Origin of the sequence: Comamonas thiooxydans, from assembly GCF_002157685.2 — a bacterium.
Classification (GTDB): Bacteria; Pseudomonadota; Gammaproteobacteria; order Burkholderiales; family Burkholderiaceae_C; genus Comamonas; species Comamonas testosteroni_H.
The window spans coordinates 1,824,990-1,847,127 of the sequence record NZ_AP026738.1 but is presented as its reverse complement, the minus strand read 5'-3'; the positions used below and the strand labels follow the sequence as shown (position 1 = coordinate 1,847,127).

General features: G+C 59.9%; 16 protein-coding genes and 1 pseudogene. 5 read left to right on the top strand and 12 right to left on the bottom strand.

Translation table 11 applies throughout. From position 1 onward, the window contains the following. Positions 1-125 precede the first annotated feature (125 nt). The 5 genes from CTR2_RS08570 to CTR2_RS08550 all read right to left on the bottom strand — a co-directional run bounded on the left by CTR2_RS08570 (position 126) and on the right by CTR2_RS08550 (position 6,828). Entirely contained in the window at positions 126-1,217 is a 1,092-nt protein-coding gene (locus tag CTR2_RS08570; protein WP_254913499.1) for an MBL fold metallo-hydrolase, read from the bottom strand. Between the two features lie 99 nt (positions 1,218-1,316). Next, positions 1,317-2,666, bottom strand: a complete 1,350-nt coding sequence (locus CTR2_RS08565) for an MFS transporter (protein ID WP_087085808.1) — start codon at positions 2,664-2,666, stop codon at positions 1,317-1,319. Positions 2,667-2,794: 128 nt separating this feature from the next. Then, entirely contained in the window at positions 2,795-4,450 is a 1,656-nt protein-coding gene (locus CTR2_RS08560; protein ID WP_087085809.1) for a urocanate hydratase, read from the bottom strand. A gap of 2 nt (positions 4,451-4,452) precedes the next feature. Further along, the gene (locus tag CTR2_RS08555) at positions 4,453-5,547 is read right to left on the bottom strand and encodes a DUF917 domain-containing protein (protein ID WP_087085810.1); all 1,095 of its coding nucleotides are present in this window, start codon (positions 5,545-5,547) and stop codon (positions 4,453-4,455) included. A gap of 387 nt (positions 5,548-5,934) precedes the next feature. After that, a complete protein-coding gene (locus CTR2_RS08550) occupies positions 5,935-6,828 on the bottom strand; it encodes a LysR family transcriptional regulator (protein WP_087085811.1) in 894 nt (297 codons plus the stop codon). A gap of 105 nt (positions 6,829-6,933) precedes the next feature. Between CTR2_RS08550 and CTR2_RS08545 the strand changes: the two genes are divergently transcribed. The 4 genes and pseudogenes from CTR2_RS08545 to CTR2_RS08530 all read left to right on the top strand — a co-directional run bounded on the left by CTR2_RS08545 (position 6,934) and on the right by CTR2_RS08530 (position 11,750). After that, entirely contained in the window at positions 6,934-8,316 is a 1,383-nt protein-coding gene (locus tag CTR2_RS08545; RefSeq protein ID WP_087085812.1) for a dihydroorotase, read from the top strand. A gap of 16 nt (positions 8,317-8,332) precedes the next feature. Further along, positions 8,333-9,634 carry a Zn-dependent hydrolase gene (locus CTR2_RS08540; protein ID WP_087085813.1) on the top strand — a complete coding sequence of 434 codons (1,302 nt, stop codon included), beginning with the start codon at positions 8,333-8,335 and terminating at the stop codon, positions 9,632-9,634. 543 nt (positions 9,635-10,177) lie between these two features. Next, positions 10,178-10,465 (top strand): annotated as a pseudogene (locus CTR2_RS08535) (integrase core domain-containing protein); the annotation flags it as partial. 148 nt (positions 10,466-10,613) lie between these two features. Next, positions 10,614-11,750, top strand: a complete 1,137-nt coding sequence (locus CTR2_RS08530) for an iron-containing alcohol dehydrogenase (protein ID WP_087085815.1) — start codon at positions 10,614-10,616, stop codon at positions 11,748-11,750. Between the two features lie 18 nt (positions 11,751-11,768). On the opposite strand, the gene CTR2_RS08525 is transcribed toward CTR2_RS08530, so the two are convergent. The 6 genes from CTR2_RS08525 to CTR2_RS08500 form a co-directional block, all read right to left on the bottom strand. Then, complete coding sequence (locus tag CTR2_RS08525; RefSeq protein WP_087086083.1) at positions 11,769-14,195, bottom strand: AI-2E family transporter; 2,427 nt, start codon at positions 14,193-14,195, stop codon at positions 11,769-11,771. Positions 14,196-14,495: 300 nt separating this feature from the next. Further along, the gene (locus CTR2_RS08520) at positions 14,496-15,515 is read right to left on the bottom strand and encodes a patatin-like phospholipase family protein (protein WP_087085816.1); all 1,020 of its coding nucleotides are present in this window, start codon (positions 15,513-15,515) and stop codon (positions 14,496-14,498) included. A 133-nt stretch (positions 15,516-15,648) separates the two neighbouring features. Then, positions 15,649-16,362, bottom strand: a complete 714-nt coding sequence (locus CTR2_RS08515) for a sensor histidine kinase (RefSeq protein ID WP_238707806.1) — start codon at positions 16,360-16,362, stop codon at positions 15,649-15,651. A gap of 156 nt (positions 16,363-16,518) precedes the next feature. Beyond that, a complete protein-coding gene (locus CTR2_RS08510; protein WP_003063334.1) occupies positions 16,519-17,280 on the bottom strand; it encodes a response regulator in 762 nt (253 codons plus the stop codon). A 208-nt stretch (positions 17,281-17,488) separates the two neighbouring features. Then, positions 17,489-18,331, bottom strand: a complete 843-nt coding sequence (locus CTR2_RS08505) for an HDOD domain-containing protein (RefSeq protein ID WP_087085818.1) — start codon at positions 18,329-18,331, stop codon at positions 17,489-17,491. Positions 18,332-18,397: 66 nt separating this feature from the next. Then, positions 18,398-19,270 (bottom strand): alpha/beta hydrolase family protein, encoded by an 873-nt coding sequence (locus CTR2_RS08500; protein WP_254913500.1) that lies wholly within the window; start codon positions 19,268-19,270, stop codon positions 18,398-18,400. Between CTR2_RS08500 and CTR2_RS08495 the strand changes: the two genes are divergently transcribed. After that, positions 19,262-19,489: a hypothetical protein gene (locus CTR2_RS08495; protein ID WP_254913501.1), complete on the top strand. Its 228-nt coding sequence runs from the start codon at positions 19,262-19,264 to the stop codon at positions 19,487-19,489. The genes CTR2_RS08500 and CTR2_RS08495 overlap by 9 nt on opposite strands. A 217-nt stretch (positions 19,490-19,706) precedes the next feature. Here the strand turns inward: CTR2_RS08495 and CTR2_RS08490 are convergent, their stop codons facing one another. After that, positions 19,707-22,088 carry a Tex family protein gene (locus CTR2_RS08490; RefSeq protein WP_087085819.1) on the bottom strand — a complete coding sequence of 794 codons (2,382 nt, stop codon included), beginning with the start codon at positions 22,086-22,088 and terminating at the stop codon, positions 19,707-19,709. Positions 22,089-22,138 lie beyond the last annotated feature (50 nt).

Sequence of the window (22,138 nt, the reverse complement as noted above, 5' to 3'; positions counted from 1 at the left end):
AGCCGTTCTGAAAAATGAAGAAATACAACGCCAAGGCCATGCGTGCGGGCCTTGCATCATTTCCATGCCCCATGCATGGCACCCAGTGAAAGAGCCACCCATTGGCAGCCCCTTCATGGCTTTCGTCAGCGGCCCGCCTTGGTGATCGGCAGGCGCATCAGATCTTCGCCCACGACGACCGGGCCCTTGAAGGTGTCGCGTGCCTGCTCCCAGTGGTCACGCGGAGCATCGCCCGGCACCAGGTGCGACAGCACCAGTCGCGCGACACCGGCACGCGTGGCTATCTCACCCACTTCGCGCGGCGTGGCATGGGCTTCCAGCAATTGCTTCGCCAGCGCCTGCTGGCGGGCATCCCAGGGTTTGGGACCAACGATGTGGCTCACCCACGCCGGGTCGATGGCTTCATGCACAAGCACATCGGCACCACGTGCCAGCTTCACCAGGTTCTCGCTGGCTGCTGTATCGCCGGAGAACACCACCGAGCCGTGCACTGTATCGAAGCGATAGGCGAAGTTGGGAAACACCAGACCATGCGGCACCAGAATGGCGCTGACCTTCACGCGGGCGTCTTCCCATACCTTGAAGGGTTCCATGGGGGGTGCCGGATTGGTGTTCGGATCCACCAACAGACCTGCCGGCAAGGCAATGTCATGCGCCTTGAAGAACTGGCGCACATCCGGCACGCCTTCGCTGCGCACGCGGATGTTCAGATCCGCTGCCATGCCCCCCAGCATGGCATCGACCAGGTCGGCCGTGCCGGCATTCGGGTTCTCGGGGTGCACCACCACATCGCCCTTCATGCCATCGGCCAGCGGCGGCAGCACGCCACGACGGCCCGGGCCGAAGATCTCCAACTGCGCCTTGGCGCGGCGGCGCGCGCTCGGGTCGTACATGAGCATGCTGGCGAGGTCGATCACATGGTCGGTATGCAGATGCGTGAAGAACACGGCCGCTTCGCTGCCCGGCTGGATGCCTGCACGGCGCAACTGGCGATAGGCACCGGAGCCCAGATCGACAATGTACGCCTTGCCATCCACCACCAGCGCGGAGGAAATGCCATGGGGCGATTCCTTTCCGTACCAGGTGGGCCCACCCGCCACACCCAGCAGCACCAGTTCGGCGGCGGCAGTGTTTTGCGACGGTGTGGCCTTGCCAGTTGCTGCATCGGTCTTCGCAGGCTGCGTCAGGGAGCAACCCGTGCCAGCGATAGCGAACATTGCAGCGAACATGATCCGGCCAAGCCATGAACGGCGACTGTTTGTTTTCTTCATATCGTTGTTATGGTTCAGGTAGTGGAGAAAGCCGGAAGTTTTCTGTCAGTCTTCGCTGCGTGCGGGGAGGAAACTGATGGCGATGAGCGCCACCACGGCCGCCGCCATTACATACAGCGCCGGGGCATAGGCCACACCGGTCTTGTAGGTGATCCAGGTGAGTAGCGCGGGCGCAAAGCCGCCCAGCACCGTCACGGCCGCGTTGTACGACAGGGACATGCCCGAGGAGCGCACCGCGGTCGGGAAGATCTCGGACAGCGCGGCGGGCGCGGCACCCACGAACAGGGCCACCATGGAGCACATGGCTGACTGCACGATGATCAGCGCCATCGTGGTGTGATTGCCATGCAGCCAGGCCATCAGCGGATAGGCACCGAGCAGCAGCAGGATCGCACCAAAGCGCAGCATGTTTCGACGACCGAAGCGATCAGACAGAGTGCCGGAGATAAGGCAACCAGCCACCAGGAAGATGTTGCCGATGAACGCGGCGGTAAATGCCTGCGAGCTCTCGAAGCCCATGTTCTTCTGCACATAGATGGGAAGGTAGATGATGAGTGCATAGGGCGCAGCAGCCCACAGCACGGACAGACCCAGACCCGTCAGCAGCTGGCGCGGGCAATCGCGCAGCACCTGCAGCATGGGCATCTTCTTCTCGGCTTCGCCGGAAGCCGCGGCACGTTCCGCCTGCTCCTTGAAGTGCGGGGTTTCATCCAGCGCACGGCGCATCCACAGGCCCACGGGGGCGATGGCCAGGCCGATGATGAAGGGAATGCGCCAGGCCCAGTCATGCACCTGCTGAGTGGTAAAGAGCATGGTGACGGCCGTGGCCACCAGCGCCGCCATCATGTTGCTGATGCCCATGCTGGCCTGCAGCCACGAAGCATAGAGACCACGCTTGGCCGGTGGTGCATGCTCGACCAGGAACGCAGTCGCACCGCCGACTTCGCCACCTGCGGAGAAGCCCTGCAGCACGCGGCCTGCCACGATGAGCAACGGAGCACCAATGCCGATAGCCGTATACGGAGGAGCGATGGCAATGAGCAGCGTGCCCACGGCCATCAGCATGATGGTCATGGTGAGCGCGGCCTTGCGACCCTTGCGGTCGCCATAGGAGCCGAGGATGAGCGCCCCCAGAGGGCGCGCGATGTAGCCGATGCCGAACGCGATGAACGACGCCAGCAACTGCACCGTGGGGTTCTCGTTCTGGAAGAAGTTCTGGCCGATGTAGACGGCAAACAGCGCGTAGACCGTGAAGTCATACCACTCCAGCGCATTGCCGGTGGACGCAGCGATCACCGCGCGCTTGCTGGAGCGCTCGTCATGGGCTGCGTGCTGGGTGGTGCCGACCGAAGCCTGTGCGGCTCCTGCATGAGCGGAGACAGTAGGGTGGGTCATGGTGGGGGGTGAGGTTAGGTTGAAGAGTGGATAGGCCAGGGTCGGCCAGCCACCCAGCCTCCGCACGGCATCGGAATGCATGCGTTGGCATGGGTGCTGTCAGGCCGCTCCCGGGCAAGCCTGAAGCGTCAGGCGTGGGCGAAGGTGTCGATGCGGGCGATGCCCTTCTTCTGCACTTCGTCCAGCGCCTCTTCGTAGCCCGCGTCGGCGTAGCGCAGCACGCCGCTGGCCGTGTCGTTGGTGAGCGAGAGATTCAGTCGCTCATCCGCCTGTGCGGTGCCGTCGGCCACCACGGTGACGCCGGCGCTGGTCATGTAGCCGCTGTAGCCGCCACCACCGGAGTGGATGGCCACCAGATCGGCGGAGGATGAGCAGGTCAGCATGGCGTTGAGCAGCGGCCAGTCGGCAATCGCATCCGATCCGTCACGCATGTTCTCCGTCATGATGTTCGGGTGCGCCATGGCGCCCGCATCGAGGTGGTCACGCGTGAAGGCGATCGGTCCGCTCAGTTCGCCATCGCGCACCATGCGGTTGACTTCGAGCGCCAGCTCCGTGCGCTCGCCATGGCCCAGCCACGCAATGCGCGCCGGCAGGCCTTCGAAGGGCACGTTCTCGCGCGCCAGGCGCACCCAGTTGGCGACGATGCGGTTGTCGGCAAAGCGGCGCAGCAGGAAGTCGTCGATCTTGCGAATGTCGTCCGGATCGTTGGACAGGGCAATCCATCGGAACGGGCCGATGGCGCGTGCGAACAGCGGGCGCAGGAAGGCTTCGGTGAACACCGGGATCTCGAAGGCACGCTCCACGCCGCCCTGCTTGGCATGCGTGCGGATGAGGTTGCCGTTGTCGAACACCACGGAGCCCTTGTCCTGGAAACCCACCATGGCCGTCACATGTCGCACGATGGACTCGCGGCTCGCGTTCATCAGCTTCGTGATGTCGGTTCGGCGCAACTCGGCCACTTCGTCGAGCGTGTAACCTGCGGGGATGTAGCCGTACACCAGATCGTGGGCCGAGGTCTGGTCGGTCACGATATCGGGCGTGATGCCGCGCGCCAGGATCTCCGGGAAGATCTCGGAGGCATTGCCCAGCAGGCCCACGGAGATGGGCTCACGCCTGTCCTGTGCTTCGCGGATCATGGCCAGGGCTTCGTCCAGCGTGTCGGCACGCTTTTGCAGGAAACCGATCTGCATGCGCTTTTCGATGCGCTCGGAGTTGATTTCCACCGTCAGGATCGCCGCGCCCGCCATGGCACCCGCGAGCGGCTGTGCACCGCCCATGCCACCCAGGCCCGCCGTCAGAATGAAGCGGCCGCGCAGGTCGTTGTTGAAGTGGCGCTCGGCAATGCGCGAGAAGATCTCGTATGTGCCCTGGATCACGCCCTGCGAACCAATGTACTGCCAGTCACCGGCGGTGAGGCCGCCCCAGCAGATCAGGTTGTCTTTCTCCCACTGGTAGAAATTCTCGGCCTTGGCCCACTGGCCGACCATGTTGCAGTTGGCCATGATGACCAGCGGCGCGGCCGCGTGCGTGCGCAGCACGCCAATGGGCTTGCCCGACTGCACCAGCAGCGTCTGGTCTTCTTCCAGGTTGCGCAGCGCGTGCACGATGGCGTTGTGCGACGGCCAGTCGCGCGCGGCGCGGCCCAGGGCCGCGTACACGATGAGGTTGTCCGGGTCTTCGCCCACAGCCAGCACGTTCTCCATCAGGCGTAGCAGCGCTTCCTGGCGCCAGCCCTTGCAGCGCAGTTCGTTGCCGCCATGTACCTTGAAATCTTCGCGGCTCATCTTTAGTCCTTGCCCAGTGCGTAGTTGCTGATGTTGATGCCCAGGGCCTTTTCCACGGGCGGATACACGGCCGGATCGCTGATGCTGGAAGACAGCGGAATCAGGCTCTTGCCCACGTGGAAGATCAGGATCTCCATGCCTTCGCGGACCTTGCCGGCACTCACAGGGTTGCCGTTGGTATCCAGCGTGGTGATCACGTCCGGATAGGTGGCGATGCGCTGGCCATCGGCGTCTTCCACGGCCATGTGCTCGTTCATCACATGGATGCGGCGCTTGTGTGCGCCTTCGCCGATCTCGATCACGCCCACGTCGAACGCCTCATCCGTGTAGCGCAGCGTGTTGGCCGTTACCCTGCCGCTACCGATGATGCTTCCGCCGGTCTGCTTGCAGATGGCATCCACGATGGCCGTGCCTCCCTTGGCTTGCGCGGCGATGATGGCCTCGCCCAATGCCAATGCACGGCTGATGCCCCCCAGCGCCGCATGCTGGCGCACGTAGGAAGCCCGGATCGGGTTGCGACAACTGGCGATGAAACCGCCGGACATGTCAGAGGCCTTGCGCAGAATCGGCGAAACCTTGGCTGTGGCGCCGCGTACCACCAACTCGATGTACGAGTTGTTGGCGCGCTTGCCGCCCACGGCCGCCTGGATCATCGGCTCGGGGCTGCTGGCCAGGCCGAGCGAGCCCATGTCACCAGTGGGGTGTGCACGCAGATCGCCCACGGCATCGATCACCTTGGTGCCCAGCACTGCGGATGGCAGCCACGCGTTGAGCGTGCTGGACATGCCGTTCTGGCCAATGATGAGGCCGTGCAGTGGCGCTCCCAACTCTTCCTGCACCAGTCGGGCGGCCTTGACATAGTCCATGCCCAGCATTTCCCAGTCGGTCAGTCCACCCGGCGCCCCAATGGCGGCGGCCGTGGCGATCCACGCGTCATCAGCCACTTCGGACATGTCCACAAGTTCGGGGCGGCCGATAGTCACCGCCATCGTGCCCAGTTCGCGACCATGATCGGCCCAGCCGCCACCACCGCATGCGAAAACGGAACCGCCGCGTACTGCAGATTCCACGTCTTTGAGAGTCAAGATACGTCCCATTGCTACTCCAGATTGATCATTCGAGAACCTTGTCCGTGACACCTACAGAAACTGCCTGAGGCCACGTCAAAGAGCTATTGAGTGCAACGGATGCTAGAGACGACCATCAACAATGTCGCATTACTTTTTATTGCGACAAATTAACATCATGTTAATGAACAAATTTGGTGCTTCACATCGTTTTTTAGCCAAAGCCTTTGAAACAAAGGAAAAACCGCCTGAAATTCGTTCCGCCAGAGTGCCCTCATGCCCCAACTTGGATCAGCTGCGCCCCACCCCGTCTAGGGAAAGTCCCAAGGGCACCAACGGGACCTAGCTCGCTCAGGGCAGACTCGAGAGTCTGTCTGAGTGCTCAATCAAATCGATGCAAGCAGTTTTAAGCGCCGTTCAGCGCTTGGCCTCATCCAAGGATTTCAGGACTCCAACAAACTCCTGAGCCAAACGCGACATAGGTTGCAAGGCAAGATTGAAGGCATGGATAGGGGCATGAACCATCGGTGCCACCGGAATAGCCACGATGTTGGACCAGGAAGGTCCTCGAATGGTGAGCTCGTCGACCAATGCAACCCCAACCCCTGCTTGCACCATGGCACATGCAACGTGAGCCTGCTGGACTTCCACGCGTGCAGATGGTTGGTTCTCCTCGCTGCCGAATATCCGGTGCACCAATTGACTGAAAGGAATATCGCTCCCGTAGCCGATGAAGCGCTCTCCTTGCAAGTCACGGCTAGATATCTGATCACGTCCAGCAAGCGGGTGGTCCTGTGGCAGCACAGCGACGATGCGGTTTTCGTATAGCGGCTGCATAGCCAAGCTGGGGTGTGGAATCGGCATATAGGTAACGCCAAGCTCGACTTGCTGTGTAAGCAGCGCTTGCAGCATGACATGCGGTATGTGGGTGTGCAGTACCACTCTCACTTCCGGGAAGAGATGAGTAAACCGAGCCACCGCTCGCGGCATGATGGACTGACCCATATTGGGACTGCATGCGATACGGATATGGCCCTCCCTGTTAAGTGAGAGGTTATCCGCCACTTCATTCACTCTCTGCACGTTTTGGTACAGAGCCGTCACTTCCTCGAAAAGCCTGTGGGCCTCCGGTGTTGGATGAAGTCGACCCTTGATGCGCTCAAACAGCTTGAACCCCAGTCGTTGCTCCGTGTAGCCAATGAGACGACTCACTGCAGGCTGAGAGACATAGAGCAACTTGGCCGCCCCACTAATGGAGCCGCTGAGCATCATGGCCCGAAACACTTCTATCTGACGCAGATTTAGCTTCATATTGCTAATAACCTAATGTTAATTTCAATGCACATAAAAGCATATGACATTTCTTTATGTGAACTCCTACACTTTTCTCATTTGCAGTGATTAGGAGACATCGAGATGAGTGACTTTGACCTTGTCGTTCAAGGCAATATCGTTGACGCACGCCGCGTCGTGAAAGATGGCTGGATTGCTGTGCGCGGCACGAAGATCGTGGCTCGCGGTCAAGGCGAAGCACCTGCTGCCCGTGACAGAGTTGACGCCCGTGGCCAGTGGATCGTACCGGGCGTGGTAGACGGTCAGGTGCACTCGGGCAGTCAGGCTGGACAAGAAGGCCTGGGATGGGCCTCACGTGCTGCAGCTGCAGGCGGCGTGACTGTAATGGTTGACATGCCTTATGACGACCCGGAACCTGTAGCCTCGCGCCCTCAGTTGGATGCAAAGATTGCAGAAGTGGAGCGCGACTGTCACGTGGACGTAGCCCTGTTCGGCACTCTCAACGCGCAGCACGGTCTGCAAGCCGCATCCGGCCTCATCGAGGGGGGTGTGTGCGCCTTCAAGTTCTCCACCTTCGAGGCCACACCGGGCCGCTTCCCGCGCGTGGATGAGGATGATCTGTTTGAAGCTTTCAAGCTCATCGCTCCGTCGGGCCTGGTGTGCGGCGTACACAATCAGATGCAGGAACTCACCCGCAAGAACATCCGCCGCCTTCAGGATGCCGGTGACACCGGATGGGATGCCTTTATGCGCGCTCATACACCGCTGATCGAGAACCTGGCCACAGGCATCATCTACGAGTTGGGCGCCGAAACTGGTGCCCGAGCACACGCAGTGCATGTATCCACCTCGCGCGGCTTCGAACTGTGCAACATGTACCGACGCAGCGGCAATGCCTCCACTATCGAGACATGCATCCAGTACCTCATGCTCAACCATGAGGAACACACCCGCCGCTTCGGCGCCAAGACCAAGCACTACCCACCCATCCGCCCGAAAGCGGAAGTTGATCTGCTGTGGACACATATCGCACGCGATGCCTGCACCTTCGTCTCCTCCGACCATGTGAGTTGGGGTCTGGAGCGCAAGGGCAATCCCGATGTCTTCAAGAACTCTTCTGGCGGACCGGGCCTGGAAACCCTGCTGCCCGCATTCTGGACTGGCTGCGAACAGCACGGCATAGAGCCGTCAATGGTAGTACGCCAGCTATCGCGCAACCCAGCGCGCCACTTCCTTCTGGATGACCGCAAGGGCACGTTGGATGTGGGCATGGATGCGGACATTGTCATTCTGAAGCCCGAACGCCATGCGTTCGACCCATCCTCCAGCCTTTCCGCCGTACAGTGGAGTTCGTTCGAAGGCATGGAATTCACCGTGCGCGTTGCAAGCACTTGGTGCCGCGGTCAGCATGTGTACGACGGTGCCAGGGTACTGAACCAGCCAGGCGACGGCCGCTTCCTGCGTCCACATGCAGCAACCGGCGTAGCCCCTTCATACGATGACTGACCCGACTACTCACAGCATGACATCCCAGCCTCTTTTCCCACCGCTGAATGCCGAGCGTCTATGGCGCCGCATTGAGACCCTATCCACGTTCACGCTACCCGAAGTTCCCTGGACACGCCGAGCCTTTTCACCCGAGTTCGAAAAGGCTCGTGAGTGGCTCGCTAGCGAGTTCAAGGCAGCGGGCATGCAGGTGCACCTCGACGCTGGCGGCAACCTTGTGGGCCGTCTGCCTGCGGCTGCAGGTGCTCCAGAACGATCCCCCATCGTGACCGGATCGCATTGCGACACGGTAATGATGGGTGGCCGCTTCGACGGCATCATCGGCGTGCTTGCAGGCATTGAAGTGGCTCACGCGCTCCACGAAAACGGCATCGCCCTGCAGCACCCATTCGAAGTAATCGATTTTCTCTCCGAGGAGCCCAGTGACTACGGCATCTCCTGTATCGGCAGCCGCGCCATCTCTGGCAAGCTTGATGCAGGCATGTTGGCCGCGAAGAACTCTCAAGGTGAAACACTGGCGGAGGGCATGCGCCGCATCGGAGCCAAGCCGGAAGCACTGACCCAGCCACTGCGTAACAAGGACAGTACGGCAGCCTTCGTTGAACTACACATTGAGCAGGGCCCCGTGCTAGAGCAGAAGAATTTGCCGATTGGTGTGGTCACCAATATCGTAGGCATTCGCCGCGTTTCCTTCGTCGTGCATGGCCAGGCAGATCATGCAGGCACCACGCCCATGGACATCCGCCACGATGCGCTCGTGGGCGCATCACGCATCATCGATGCAGCCAATCGCAAAGCCTCTGCGCTCGCGGGAAAGCCCCATTACGTGGTAGCCACGGTGGGGCGTCTTTCGCTCACGCCCAACGCCTCGAACGCCGTGCCCGGCATGGTGGAGATGATGATGGAAGTGCGCAGCGATGCGCAAAGCGTTCTCAACACCTTCCCAGATGAACTGTTTGCAGAAGTGCAGGCAGGCCTTGCCGAATTGCGCGTGCGCGCCGAAATGAACGATGTGAGTCGCTCCCTGCCCACAGATTGCCAGGAGTTGGTCATGCAGGGTATTGAGCAGGCTTGCGATAACCTGGCCTACGCCAGCATGCGCATGCCAAGTGGCGCGGGCCACGATGCCGTCTACATGGCCCCCACCGGTCCTATTGGCATGATTTTCATCCCGTGCCTCAATGGCCGCAGTCATGCACCCGAAGAGTGGATTAATCCTGGTCAATTGCTCGATGGCACACGAATTCTGTACGAAACGGTGCATATTCTTGACAGCTCTCTTGCCAGGCGTCACCTAAACGAGATACCTGATTGTTAGATTTTTCGGCTACTTGATGAAAGAGTGTTTCCAACTCTACCGCCGCGACCTCCCTCCCCAGGAGCCAGAATGGAACTAGGTCGCTGTTACGTCTTTACAGAAACTTGGAGTGCCCAATGCACTAGAGATATCTAGAAGACTAGGCGTCAGATAATGAGTACTCAACAGACGGCCATTGAACCGCTACCGGCAAGCGGACAGTACCCATCATAAACACAAGTGCCAACGTAAGGATCCTCATAGTGACCTTGCTCGTATGACCGCTATGGAGGACGGATCCAACCGGTCGCGATACGGCTACGAGCAGCAGCAATACGCACAGCTTGCGAACACTACTTTGGCCTCAGACAGGCACGGAGTTGCCTTTCCAGATACCTAAATAAAAAAGCGCTTCAACGAAGCGCTTTTTTCATAACATTGACCCATCCTGAACTGGGTTGACACCTTTCTATAGAGCAGAAAGGAAATTCAAATGGAACAATGGGCCAAGAGAACGCAACGGGACTACACGCTGGCTTTTAAGCTGGCAGTAGTCGATCAATCCAGCCGCTGATACATCACTCTGATCGAGATATCCAGCACTGCGCGGCTCAATACCAGCGCATCCACGCGCGTCATCGCATCACCTGCTCAATGACTGGTAGCTACGATTGCTATCAAAACGCTCTGGCTGAGCGGGTCAATGGCATCCTCAAGATGGAATACTTGCTGCAACGGCCTGCAGATCTCTCGCAGGCACGTACCATGGTGAGCAAATCGGTTTGGTTGTACAACGAACGCCGGCTACACCTGTCCCTAAAATGTAAAGCGCCCGATGCCGTACATAGGGCGTCTCTCGCCAGCCAGCGTGGACGGGATATTACACACCCTCTGTCCCCTGGGAGACGATTTCCCCCACCCCCTAGGGTTTGCTGTCTTTGCGTGGCAGCATTCGGCTTCTAGATTGCCAAGACTCCTCTTTCTACTGAGCAAGCAGAACATGGCCTTCATCAATTACGTGACACAGATCCAGTTTGACTTTGGCGCCGTGCAAATGCTGCGTCAGGAATGCGAGCGTGTGGGTATCAGCAAGCCGCTGATCGTGACCGACCCCGGCGTCAAGGCTGCAGGAATCTTGCAAAAATCCATAAATGCACTGGGCGGCCTGCCCCATGCAGTATTTGACCAGACTCCTTCCAACCCCACTGAAGCGGCTGTGCGCGCTGCGGCTGAAATCTACAAATCCCAGAACTGCGATGGATTGATCGCTGTGGGCGGTGGCAGTGCCATTGACTGTGCCAAAGGCGTGGCAATTGCGGCTACGCATGAAGGCCCGCTCTCGTACTACGCGACGATTGAAGGCGGCTCGCCTCGTATTACGGAGCGAGTTGCGCCGCTGATTGCCGTACCCACCACCAGCGGCACAGGCAGTGAGGTAGCGCGTGGCGCCATCATCATCGTGGACGATCATCGAAAACTGGGATTTCACAGCTGGCATCTGGTGCCCAAGGCTGCCATCTGCGACCCCGAGCTCACCTTCGGCCTCCCCCCCATGCTGACGGCAGCAACCGGCATGGATGCCATAGCCCATTGCATGGAAACCTTTATGGCCTCGGCCTTCAATCCACCGGCTGACGGCATTGGCCTAGACGGGCTGACCCGCGGCTGGGCGCATATCGAGCGGGCCATGCTCAATGGCAACGATGCGGAAGCCCGCCGCCAATTGATGAGCGCAAGCATGCAAGGGGCCATGGCTTTTCAGAAAGGGCTGGGCTGCGTGCATAGCCTCAGTCACAGCCTGGGCGGCATCAACCCGCGCCTGCACCACGGCACGCTCAACGCCATGTTCCTGCCCGCAGTCGTGCGCTTCAATGCCGAAGCCGAAAGCGTTCAGCGCGAGGACCGCCTCAACCGCATGGCGCATGCCATGGGTCTCAGCAGCGGAAGCGATATCCCCGATGCGATTCGAGATATGAATGCCCGCCTGAACCTGCCATCGGGTCTGGCTGCCATGGGCGTGGAGCGCGCGCAGTTTGATGCAATCATCAGCGGTGCACTCAAGGACCACTGCCACGCCACCAATCCACGGCTGGCATCCGCACAGGACTATGAGCAGATGCTCAGCACCTCGCTCTGACAGACAGCACACAAGCGCTCAAGCCTCAACGACAGGGCCCTGCCTGAGCGCTTCGCGCACATCGTCCATCAATTGCCTCGCCATGCTGCTGAGCACCTCGAGCTCATCGTCGGACATGTTTCGAGGCTCGTCATCAAGTATGGAAAGACAGCCCAGCACATGGCCTTTTTTGTCCACCAGAGGCACACCCGCGTAAAAGCGCAGCTTAAGGCTATGCACCACCGAGTCGCTTGCAAATCGGGGGTCTCGCGCCAAGTCTCCGACCACAATGGCCTCTTCTTCATACACGACATACGAGCACACCGAGCCATCACGAGGGACGCCTTGTTGAGCGCCCTCTTGCGCTGACAGCGGAAGCAGACTGCCCGGCGCAAAGACACGTTCAGCATCCACCCAGGAAACTTGAGCCCACTTGGTATTGAAAGCGTTGACGGCCTTCTTGGCCGTATCGCGATATAGCGCTGTCAATGCTGGTGCCAGCACTCCGCTTTCATGCAGCATCTTGACGCGCTGCTCATCGTCATCGGGAATCGGCGCAGCAATCACACACTCGCCGGGATCTCCAACCTGCATCGCCTCTACCCACAGATGCAACTCACGCAGACTGGTAACGCAGGCCTGCGCTCCTGTCTGCCGGGCGAACTCGGGGTCAGCTGCCACGGCTGGAGCATTCCACAGGCACAGCACCACTCGTGCACCCGGCCAATGGCGGCGAATGCGCCGCACAATGCGTCTCGCCATGCTTTGTGGCTGGTGATTGAAAATCGACAGCACCAATAGATCCGATTGCTTCACGGCCTGAACCCACTCGCGATCCGCCAACAAGCCATTGGCATCAAACTGCAAGGACTTCGAGTCCGGGGCAAGCGCCCATCCGGAGCAGCTAACCTCATGACCATGCAAACTCTCTGCATGGGCCACCATGGCTGCGCCCAGGGCATCCACCTCCCAGCGCACACCCGCGCAATGAATGCGCAGGCATCGATGCTGATCACCTTCACCGGGAGCCGCCCGGGCATGCTCCCCACTGCTTCTGAATGCATATTGGTCCTGCAACTCATCAAGCAAGGCTGCCATGCCATTGGACAGCCGCAAGCGATGTTCGGCCGTTGCCGACTCCAGATGCTGCTGGGTTGCAATACGCAGGGCAGGAATGGCAACCTCATCATAAAACCCGCTGACGGCACTGGCTTTGTCATCCTGGTTGGGCTTCGAAAGCAGACGCTCCTCCACGGACTGTACGGCCATGCTGATGGCATCATCCGCGTCATCGGCCAGCAGACGCTGGTACAGCCGTTGCTGCGGCCCGAGAACAGGCTCGCTGCCCAGCAATACCTCCATGAATTTGAGCGAGGGAATGTAGCGCCCCAGCACCAGCAGGCACACCGTCAAAGGTGTGGAAAGAATCAGGCCGATCGGCCCCCAAAGCGCAGTCCAGAAAGTTGCGGCAACAATGATTGACAAGGTCGACAAACCTGTACTTGAGCCATATAGCCACGGCTCGATCACATTGTTGCTGATCAGCTCCAGCAGCAGAATCAGGCCCAGAGTCATCAAAAACATATCCCAGCTGGGATCGACCGCAAAGGCCAGCGCCAGCGGAAATACCGCAGACATCATCGGACCCACATAAGGCACAAATCGCATGATGGCGCCCAGCACCCCCCAGAGAATCGCCCCTGGCACACCAATGAGCAACAATCCCATGGCGAGTGGCACGCCATAGCTGACGTTGACGATGAACTGCATGCGCAGATATTTGCCAATGCGCTGCGAGGCCTCATCCAGCGCATCGGTGGCCACATTGAGGTTGCCCCCCACCAGCCTAAGCAACCGATCCCTCAGCTCGTCCCTGTCAAGCAGAATCAATATGACAAACAGCAACACGATGCCTGCGGTCGTCACCGGCTCGGCAATACGCCCCAGCCATTGCAGCATCCGCGTAGTGGGCTTGGACTCGGGAGGCTGGACCTCCACTTTCTGCACCCGCGCCCTGGCGTTGTCCACGCTGGCAATCTCTTTCTCGACGGTGTTGTAGGTCTTGAAAACGCCATCCCAGGCGCTGGGCATGTTTGCGCTCTTGCGCAGGCTGCGCAATTTGTCGCGAATCGTCGATTGATAGGTCGGCAGATCGGCACTGAGTTGCTGCACCTGACTGCCCAGATACATGCCCAAGCCGCCGAGTGCTGCCAGAGAAAAAGCCACGACCACAATGGCCGAAGCCATTCGCGGCAGCCCCCAGCGCTTGAGCTTGCTGACAGCAGGGTCGAGCAAGAAGCCGAACAGCATTGCCAGGGCCAGAGGAATCAGCATGTCCCGCCCGAAATAGAGGGCAAGAATCACAATGGAAGCGATCATCAGCCCGATGAGCAAACGCAGGGCCGGCAGCATTTCTGTCAGATGCACAAGCCCCGGAGCCACGTTGGCCCTGGCTCGTCTGTCCATGCCCTCCCACAAACCGGGAGCAGGCTGCCGGCCCTCTCCGGCCGAACCCGCCTCTCGCGAGAAAGTCTCGATTTCGACCGGTGCACCCGCATACGGCTTGGTTGGCGCAACCGCGCCAAAGTTGACCTCGGGGATTGCAGACGATTCATCGGACGAGGAATGCTCGTTTCGGTTCTCTGACATTGGCATCCTTGATGGACTGTTGTCTATGATTTTCTGAGACAAAGTGCGCTCGTCCAGAATTCCAACTGGCTCTGCCCCCCTCTGCTGTCAGGCTTTGTCGTAATTTGCAAAAAAGCGCTATAGAGCCTCGACTCGACCCGGATCAGGTGCATGCAGCCACTGCGCAAACTCATCGGCCAGTTGCCGGCTGGCCGCCGCCGCGGCATTCCAGGCCTTGGCGCGCGCATCATGGTCTGTGCCATAGCTCAGAAAATCGTGCCGATCCGGCAACTTGGCGTTCGGCAGGCAAGCCACCCAGGCGGGATCAGGGGCTAGCACAATCATCGAGTCCAGATACGAACTCGGTCCATGACGCCATTTCAGCCCCTTGTCCAACCAGCCAGGAATCACCGCCTTCTGGAAATGAGGATATAGCACCACCCCATCGCCGTTACGAGAGGCCAGATAATCCAGATGCATGTGGTAGTCGGTAATGCCACCATCCCAATAGGCACCCTTGGGAGCATCTGAAATGTCTTGCACGGCATCCAGCACGAAAGGGATGGAGCAACTGGCTCGCAAGGCATCCATGAAATTACTCTCCGTCAACCGGGTCTGAGCAGACCGAATGTCCGCAACCCCAAAGGGAAGAGCATGCACGGCATCGCTTGCAGAAGAGGAAAAGATCACACGCTCCAGCAAGCAGCCCAATGCTGCCCGATGCAATGCATTGCCGGCAAACGCGGCCGCATAGCCCAATGGGGTGCGCCAGGGCGATGCACGTGACAGCAGGCCAAGCCCACGGGCGGCGATCACATGCAGCCTATAGCGCGGATTCGCCAGAACCTCACTCACACGCCCCCCGTAAAAATCCTGTAGAGACTGCGCAAACCGCTCACTGACCAGCGAAGACGGCGTGCGCCTCTGCCCTTCGGGGGGATCAAAGCGCTGTGCAATATAGTCACGCTCCAGTCGCTCAAAGGCCTCCACTGGTGCGTCCAGGCAAGCCGTCGCCATGCGCCAGGCACCGATGGAGGCACCAATCAAATCCACCGGCTGCGCGCTGGCCTGTAACCACTGTCCAAAGATGAAGCGATCCAGAGGTCCGAGAATCAAGCCCTTGGGACCGCCTGCCGCCGCCGGTATGACTCTGACCATCTCCGGTTGCAAGCCCCGCCGCTCTATAGATTGCCGCGCCTTGAGACCGGCATAGATTCGCAATGCTCTTGTGGATGACGTCATGTGGGCATTGTGCTTGCAAGCCCCGTTGCTCGCGATCAGCTCGGCGACTTCACCAGTTGAGCGTGACCGAGGTACCGCCACCGGGTCGCTCGGAGATGCTCAGTTTAGCCCCCATGACAAGCGCTCTGCGACGCATATTGACCCACCCCATGCCAGCAGATGCTACGCCCGGGATTTGCCTGCCATCAGCCGGTCTGACGGGCCCCGCATCCTCAATGCTCAGGCGAGCATGCGCAAAGGAGGCATCTGAAACACTTGAAGCACTTTTCCTCTGTTCGTCGGCAGCCAGCGTGATCCAGAGTTCAAGCGCGTCAGTGTGCTGCAGCACATTGCTCACTGCCTCCTTCACCACTGCCATGATTTCCTCGGCCATGGCGCCGCATGGCAGACTGCCGGTATCGCCAGACATCTCCGGGTCCCAAACATCCCAGTGCAGATTCATGCCTCGATGATCCAGCACAGGTTGCAGCCTGTGCCTGAAACGTGCAAGAAGGACACCCAAGGGCTCGTTTCGGCTATCCATGGAATCAACAATCAGCCTTAGATCGAGCAGGCATTGTTCTGCGTTGCTGCGAATCGCCGGGTCCGTGCCGAGCCCGGTCAGGCTGATCAGTTGCACCAGTTGGCTGCCGACATCATCATGCAATGCCTCCGCTATGCGCCTGCGCTCCAGCTGAACCTCTCTCGATGGACGTGCGCTTTTACGTCTGCGCCACAGCACGCTGCGATATGCCAGAGGCAACAGCCAGACGACCGCCGCCATGCTGCCCGCCGCGCCTAACGCAGCAGTCCACCAGGGAGCTGAATTGAACACCGCTCCAGGCTGCAAAAGCCAGGGCAGCCACAGCAGCAGCTGAACACTCCACAGAAGCAGCTGCCAGACGTAGGACATGGTGAATGCGTTCGCAGACACTGGCGCTTAGAACCAGCCACGCAGGTAGGCGAAACGCACGGCTTGTGCTCGAGTGCGCACCTGGAGCTTGCGATAGATGTTCTTGATGTGCGTGTTGACCGTCATGGTGCTGATCTCCAACTGCACGCCGATCTCTGCACTGGTATTGCCACTGGCAACCATGCGCAAGACCTCGCATTCGCGGCTGGAGAGCCTGTCGGACATACCGGACCCCGGAACGGCCCCGGTGGCCGGCCGCTTGTCATACCGCTGCAACAGCCGCCTGGCGAGACTGGGAGTGATGGATGCACCGCCATTGACGACCTGCAGCACCGCTTGAGGATAGTTGCCAAACCAAGAGTTCTTGACCAGATAGCCGGTTGCTCCCAGCTCGAAAGCGTGCAACACCTGCTCCTCCGTCTCCACCACCGAAACGACAATGACCTCGGCCTGCGGGCGCTGGCTTTTCATCACCTCGATCAACTCAAGACCATCGTCAGCCCCCAGCTTCAGGTCCAGCAACATGACATCAAACTCATGTTGACGAATGGCTTTTCTTGCATCCTTGAGGTTGTCCGCCTGAGCGACCACCATGGTGCGCCGATCATTCATGATCTCCTGTGCGATCACCATGCGTAGATGCGCATCATCGTCCACCAACAGCACTCTGACGGGCTTGTCGGGCTGCCCCACCATATGATCGGGCCACATGGAAGGACTGCCGAGCTCCACAGCCATGGGTCGGAGCATCAAGGCATCACCAGAGTTGTTTGCACCGTTCGGGTCCATTTCTCTCTCCTGGCCAGAGTTGCTTGCCGGGGACTCAGGATGGTGCTCAAGCCACCATATAGAAAAAAACTCCCCAGCGCGTCATTAGATAGTTTTTAGCAATTAAAACTGCAACTCAGCGTAAGAAAAAATGCAATTTGAGTAATCACGGTTTTCTGACGACACCTACTCAAGACCGCCAACTCCTCATCACAGGGGCCCAGGTGCCCTAAAACTGAACATCCAGAGAACCTGCCGCGTGCCAGTCGATGGATGCCTGACGCAGCACCATGTCGATGTCCATGCTCAGCGCCAGTCCAGTTTCAGCAGGGAAAGTCACTGCCAGTTGGCGCTCACCCCAGTTAAGTGCGCGGGTCGATGCCCGCCAGATGGCCAGATGCAGCACCCCCGTCAAAGGCTCGAATACAGGCTGCTCCATCGGCGCATGCATGAACTGAAAGGCATCGCTGACCTGCTCCGGAAAATTCCACTGCCGCGCCAGATGGGCTGTAATCTGCCCCGAGCAATAGCCCATCAGCTGCATTTCCACCTGGGGGCGCTTGGGATGCATGGGCTCCAGCAACTCGGAAAGTCTGAAGAAAGTGTCAGGGTCGGCAGCCTGCAGCAACAGCTCTCCCAGGCCATGCAGCAGTCCCAACGCATAGGCCTGCGAGGCGTTGGCCTGAACTGACATGGCAAGCGCGCGCGCCATGCGTGCCGTGTCCAGGCTGTAGCGCCAGAAATTCGCCAGGCTCCAGCCTGCCGAAACATGAGATGCGCTGACTGGAGCCGCTTTCTGCACCAATTGCCGCAACTGAACCGGCGCCAGCAGCACCAGTGCTTCGGGAATGCTGTGTACGCGCTGCCCCAGCAGGTGCGCAGGCCCATTGGCTTCGGCCAGCAGACGAGCGGTCAGGACCGGATCGGTGGAAAACAATTGCACCAGGCTGCGCATGCCGGGCTCTGTCTTGCGCAGTTCACTCGACAGCAGCGCAACGACGCGCGGCTGGCTTGGCAGCAATACATGCTGCTCCAGCAACGTTGACAGGCTCAATGGTTTGACGCGGCTCATCTGGATCAAAGGCAGTGGCAAGGCTGTCGCCACCAGGAAATGAACACGAGTGGGCTCATAGAAAGGTCAGAGCTTTTCATCTCTATTCAGTTGCACTGGCTGGCCCATGACCAACTGGCTGGCAAGCTTGCGTGTCAGGGGTTGTAACACGGAAAAGTGGTCAGCCCCCTGAACCGAGACACAATGCAGCTGATTCGATTTTCGTGTGGCGCACATATTGTCAAGGCTGTTGATATTGCCGGGGCTCTTGCTGCCCTCGATGATCCATGTCGGGCTCTTTATGGCATGCAGCCAGTAGACGGGCGAACGCAAGCGCTTTTCATCCGCCGAGATCAAGCCCCATTTCACGGGCCAGCCATAGCCGCCGATCTCGTCCACCGGACCAAACGCGAACACCCCCTGAACTGGCAAGCCTGCCGTCGCCGTCAGCAAAGCCAGCGTGGCTCCGGTACTGTGCCCACCGAGATAGATGCGTGCCGGGTCGACATAAGGCAGTTGCGCAGCCTGCAGGATGGCTGCGGCCACATCCTGCACCTCCCCCCAGAAATACTCACGCCGGCCGGGATTGTCATTGCCGCCGCGCAATGTGGGAAACAGCATCGCCATGCCAGCCTTACGAAAAGCGCTGGCGCTTTGATCGTTGGCGGCTGGCCCTTCGCTCCAGAAGTCGTCCAGGCTATTGGTATCTCCCCCCGTCAGCCAGACCATCAAAGGCTGCTTCCTCCCATCTCCGGGGTCCGGGGTGACAAAGGCATTGAGTTTCAGATCCCCGCTCTGATAGCTCATTGAAACAAACAGCTGAGAAGGCGGTTTCGGCATCGGCTGGATAGGCTTATGGGCCGCCGGCAACAAGGCCGTCGCAATCTGTGTTGTCCTGCCGGCGCGAGCCTGCATCAGGTTCTGAAGAGCGATTTCACCAGAAGCGATCTGTTGATCCACCACCTGCTCGATCTGCACTTGCTCCGCGCGCTGGCTCTCGTGCTGCTTGCGAGCGGCAGCGTGACGCACTTTGACCATCTCATGCTCTGCCATCGCAGCACGCGTGATGCAGCGCCGCTGCTGATCTATGTTGATGCCCTCTTCCTGGGCCTTGTCAACCTGGGCAAGATTGAGCTTGACGGTATGACAAAAGTCATCGCTCTCTGGCGCCAGGGCTAGTGGCCAGACCAAGGCTGCAGGCTGCTGGGCATGGGCCTTGTTTTTGATTCTGTCCAACGATATCCAGCCGCGCGATGCCATCTTGGCGCCGATAAAGACCACCAAGATTGCCACCCCTGTGGCCGGCAGTATCACCCGCCCTCTCGCTTTGCGCATTGATGTGCTCCCACGAAAAAGGCCGCCTGTAATGTGAATTAAATGGCGGCCCGGTAGGAGATTATTTCTTCAGTCCCTGCAACTTCGCAAAGGCTGATGCCATGGCGTTTTGCTGTGTAGGCTGGTTGCCACGCTGGGGTTGCGCATAGCCACCACGGTTGCCGGCGCCGTAGCTGTTGCCACGGCCAGCGCCTTCAAAGCGGTTGTCGCGCGGGCCGTCGCGGCGCGCAGGCGCTGCATCCAGCTTCATGGTCAGGCTGATGCGCTTGCGGTCCACATCGACTTCCAGCACCTTGACCTTGACGATCTGCCCGGTCTTGACCACTTCACGCGCATCTTCGATGAACTTGTGACTCATCTGGCTCACGTGCACCAGTCCATCCTGATGCACGCCCAGGTCCACGAAGGCGCCGAACTGGGCCACATTGCTGACCGTGCCCTCCAGCGTCATGCCTTCCTCTAGGTCCTTGATGTCCTCCACGCCATCATTGAAGCGGGCGACGACAAAGTCGGGACGCGGATCACGGCCGGGCTTCTCCAGCTCGCCCAGAATGTCCTTGATGGTCACGGCACCAAATTTTTCATTGGCAAACTGTTCAGGCTTCAAAGACTTGAGCACCTCGCCACGACCCATGATCTGGTCCACGGGCTTGCCGGTAGAGACAATGATCTGCTCCACCACAGGATAGGTTTCGGGGTGAACGCCTGTCATATCGAGCGGATTGTCGCCACCGCGAATGCGCAGAAAGCCTGCGGCCTGCTCGAAAGTCTTGGCGCCCAGACCGGCCACTTCCATCAGCTGCTTGCGGTTCTTGAACGAGCCGTTGGCATCGCGCCAGCGCACCACCGACTTGGCGACCGAACCCGACAGGCCTGAGACGCGCGTCAGCAGCGGAGCCGAAGCGGTGTTCAAGTCCACTCCCACGGAGTTCACGCAATCCTCGACCACGGCATCCAGCTGGCGCGCCAGCTCGCTCTGGTTCACATCGTGCTGGTACTGGCCCACGCCAATGCTCTTGGGATCGATCTTGACCAGCTCGGCCAGCGGATCCTGCAGGCGGCGGGCAATCGATGCCGCACCACGCAGGCTCACGTCGATATCGGGCATTTCCTGCGCCGCAAACTCGCTGGCCGAATAGACCGAGGCGCCGGCCTCGCTCACCACCACCTTGTCGATCTTCTTGTCGGCCTTGGTGGCGATCTTGATGAGGTCGGCCGCCAGCTTGTCGGTCTCGCGGCTGGCCGTTCCGTTGCCGATGGCAATCAGATTGATGTTGTGCTTTTCAACCAGCTTGGCCAACACGGCCAGCGAGCCATCCCAGTCGCGGCGCGGCTCGTGCGGATAGATGGTGGTCGTATCCACCAGCTTGCCGGTGCTGTCCACCACGGCCACCTTGACGCCGGTGCGAATGCCGGGGTCCAGGCCGATCACGGCACGCTGGCCGGCGGGCGCCGCCAGCAACAGGTCACGCAGATTGTCGCCAAACACCTTGATGGCCACCTTCTCGGCGTCTTCGCGCAGGCGGCTGAACAGGTCGCGCTCAGTGGACAGGCTCAGCTTCACACGCCATGTCCAGGCAACGCATTTGCGAATCAGATCGTCAGCAGCACGCTTGGCATGGCTCCAGCCCAAGTGCAGCGCGATCTTGCCTTCAGCAAGGCTGGGTTGGCCCGGTTCAGGCTCCAGCGGCTGGACCAGCTTGGCTTCGAGAACCTCCAGCGCGCGACCGCGAAACACGGCCAGGGCCCGGTGCGAAGGCACGCGGCCAATGGGCTCGTCGTACTCGAAATAGTCGCGAAACTTGGCGACTTCGGGGTCGTTTTCGTTCTTGCTCTCGACCTTCTTGGACTTGAGCAAGCCTTCATCCCATAGCCATTCGCGCAGCTTCTGCACCAGTGCCGGGTCTTCGGCCCAGCGCTCGGACAGGATGTCGCGTACGCCGTCCAGCACGGCAAAGGTGGTGCTGAAGTCAGGGCCGGGCTTGCCGTCGTCCAGTGTCGTCGCGGGCTTGCAGAAAGCCTCGGCTTCCTTGTGCGGGTCCAGTGTGGGGTCGGCAAACAGCTTGTCCGCCAGCGGCTCGATGCCGAATTCCTTGGCAATCTGGCCCTTGGTACGGCGCTTTTGCTTGAAGGGCAGATAAATGTCCTCCAGCTCCTGCTTGGTTGGCGCATTGGCAATCGCCAGGCGCAGCACATCCGTCAGTTTTCCCTGCTCGTCAATGGCCTTGAGCACCGTCTCGCGGCGGTCGTCCAGCTCGCGCAGATAGGTCAGGCGCTCGTCCAGCGTGCGCAGTTGCGTATCGTCCAGACCGCCCGTGGCCTCCTTGCGGTAGCGGGCCACAAACGGAACCGTGGCGCCGCCATCGAGCAACTCCACAGCCGCGCTCACCTGCTGCGGCTTGACATTCAGTTCTTGAGCAATCTGACCAATGATTTTTTGCATTCGATATTCGCCCCACGGCGTTCAACACAGGAAGCCAATGAGTTTGCCAT

What these genes read in the sequence shown, in the direction of transcription:
- CTR2_RS08570 (WP_254913499.1), bottom strand. Translation starts at nt 1,217, where the DNA reads ATGTTCGCTATCGCTGGCACGGGTTGCTCCCTGACGCAGCCTGCGAAG.
- CTR2_RS08565 (WP_087085808.1), bottom strand. Translation starts at nt 2,666, where the DNA reads ATGACCCACCCTACTGTCTCCGCTCATGCAGGAGCCGCACAGGCTTCG.
- CTR2_RS08560 (WP_087085809.1), bottom strand. Translation starts at nt 4,450, where the DNA reads ATGAGCCGCGAAGATTTCAAGGTACATGGCGGCAACGAACTGCGCTGC.
- CTR2_RS08555 (WP_087085810.1), bottom strand. Translation starts at nt 5,547, where the DNA reads ATGGGACGTATCTTGACTCTCAAAGACGTGGAATCTGCAGTACGCGGC.
- CTR2_RS08550 (WP_087085811.1), bottom strand. Translation starts at nt 6,828, where the DNA reads ATGAAGCTAAATCTGCGTCAGATAGAAGTGTTTCGGGCCATGATGCTC.
- CTR2_RS08545 (WP_087085812.1), top strand. Translation starts at nt 6,934, where the DNA reads ATGAGTGACTTTGACCTTGTCGTTCAAGGCAATATCGTTGACGCACGC.
- CTR2_RS08540 (WP_087085813.1), top strand. Translation starts at nt 8,333, where the DNA reads ATGACATCCCAGCCTCTTTTCCCACCGCTGAATGCCGAGCGTCTATGG.
- CTR2_RS08530 (WP_087085815.1), top strand. Translation starts at nt 10,614, where the DNA reads ATGGCCTTCATCAATTACGTGACACAGATCCAGTTTGACTTTGGCGCC.
- CTR2_RS08525 (WP_087086083.1), bottom strand. Translation starts at nt 14,195, where the DNA reads ATGGACAGACGAGCCAGGGCCAACGTGGCTCCGGGGCTTGTGCATCTG.
- CTR2_RS08520 (WP_087085816.1), bottom strand. Translation starts at nt 15,515, where the DNA reads ATGGTCAGAGTCATACCGGCGGCGGCAGGCGGTCCCAAGGGCTTGATT.
- CTR2_RS08515 (WP_238707806.1), bottom strand. Translation starts at nt 16,362, where the DNA reads ATGGCGGCGGTCGTCTGGCTGTTGCCTCTGGCATATCGCAGCGTGCTG.
- CTR2_RS08510 (WP_003063334.1), bottom strand. Translation starts at nt 17,280, where the DNA reads ATGGACCCGAACGGTGCAAACAACTCTGGTGATGCCTTGATGCTCCGA.
- CTR2_RS08505 (WP_087085818.1), bottom strand. Translation starts at nt 18,331, where the DNA reads ATGAGCCGCGTCAAACCATTGAGCCTGTCAACGTTGCTGGAGCAGCAT.
- CTR2_RS08490 (WP_087085819.1), bottom strand. Translation starts at nt 22,088, where the DNA reads ATGCAAAAAATCATTGGTCAGATTGCTCAAGAACTGAATGTCAAGCCG.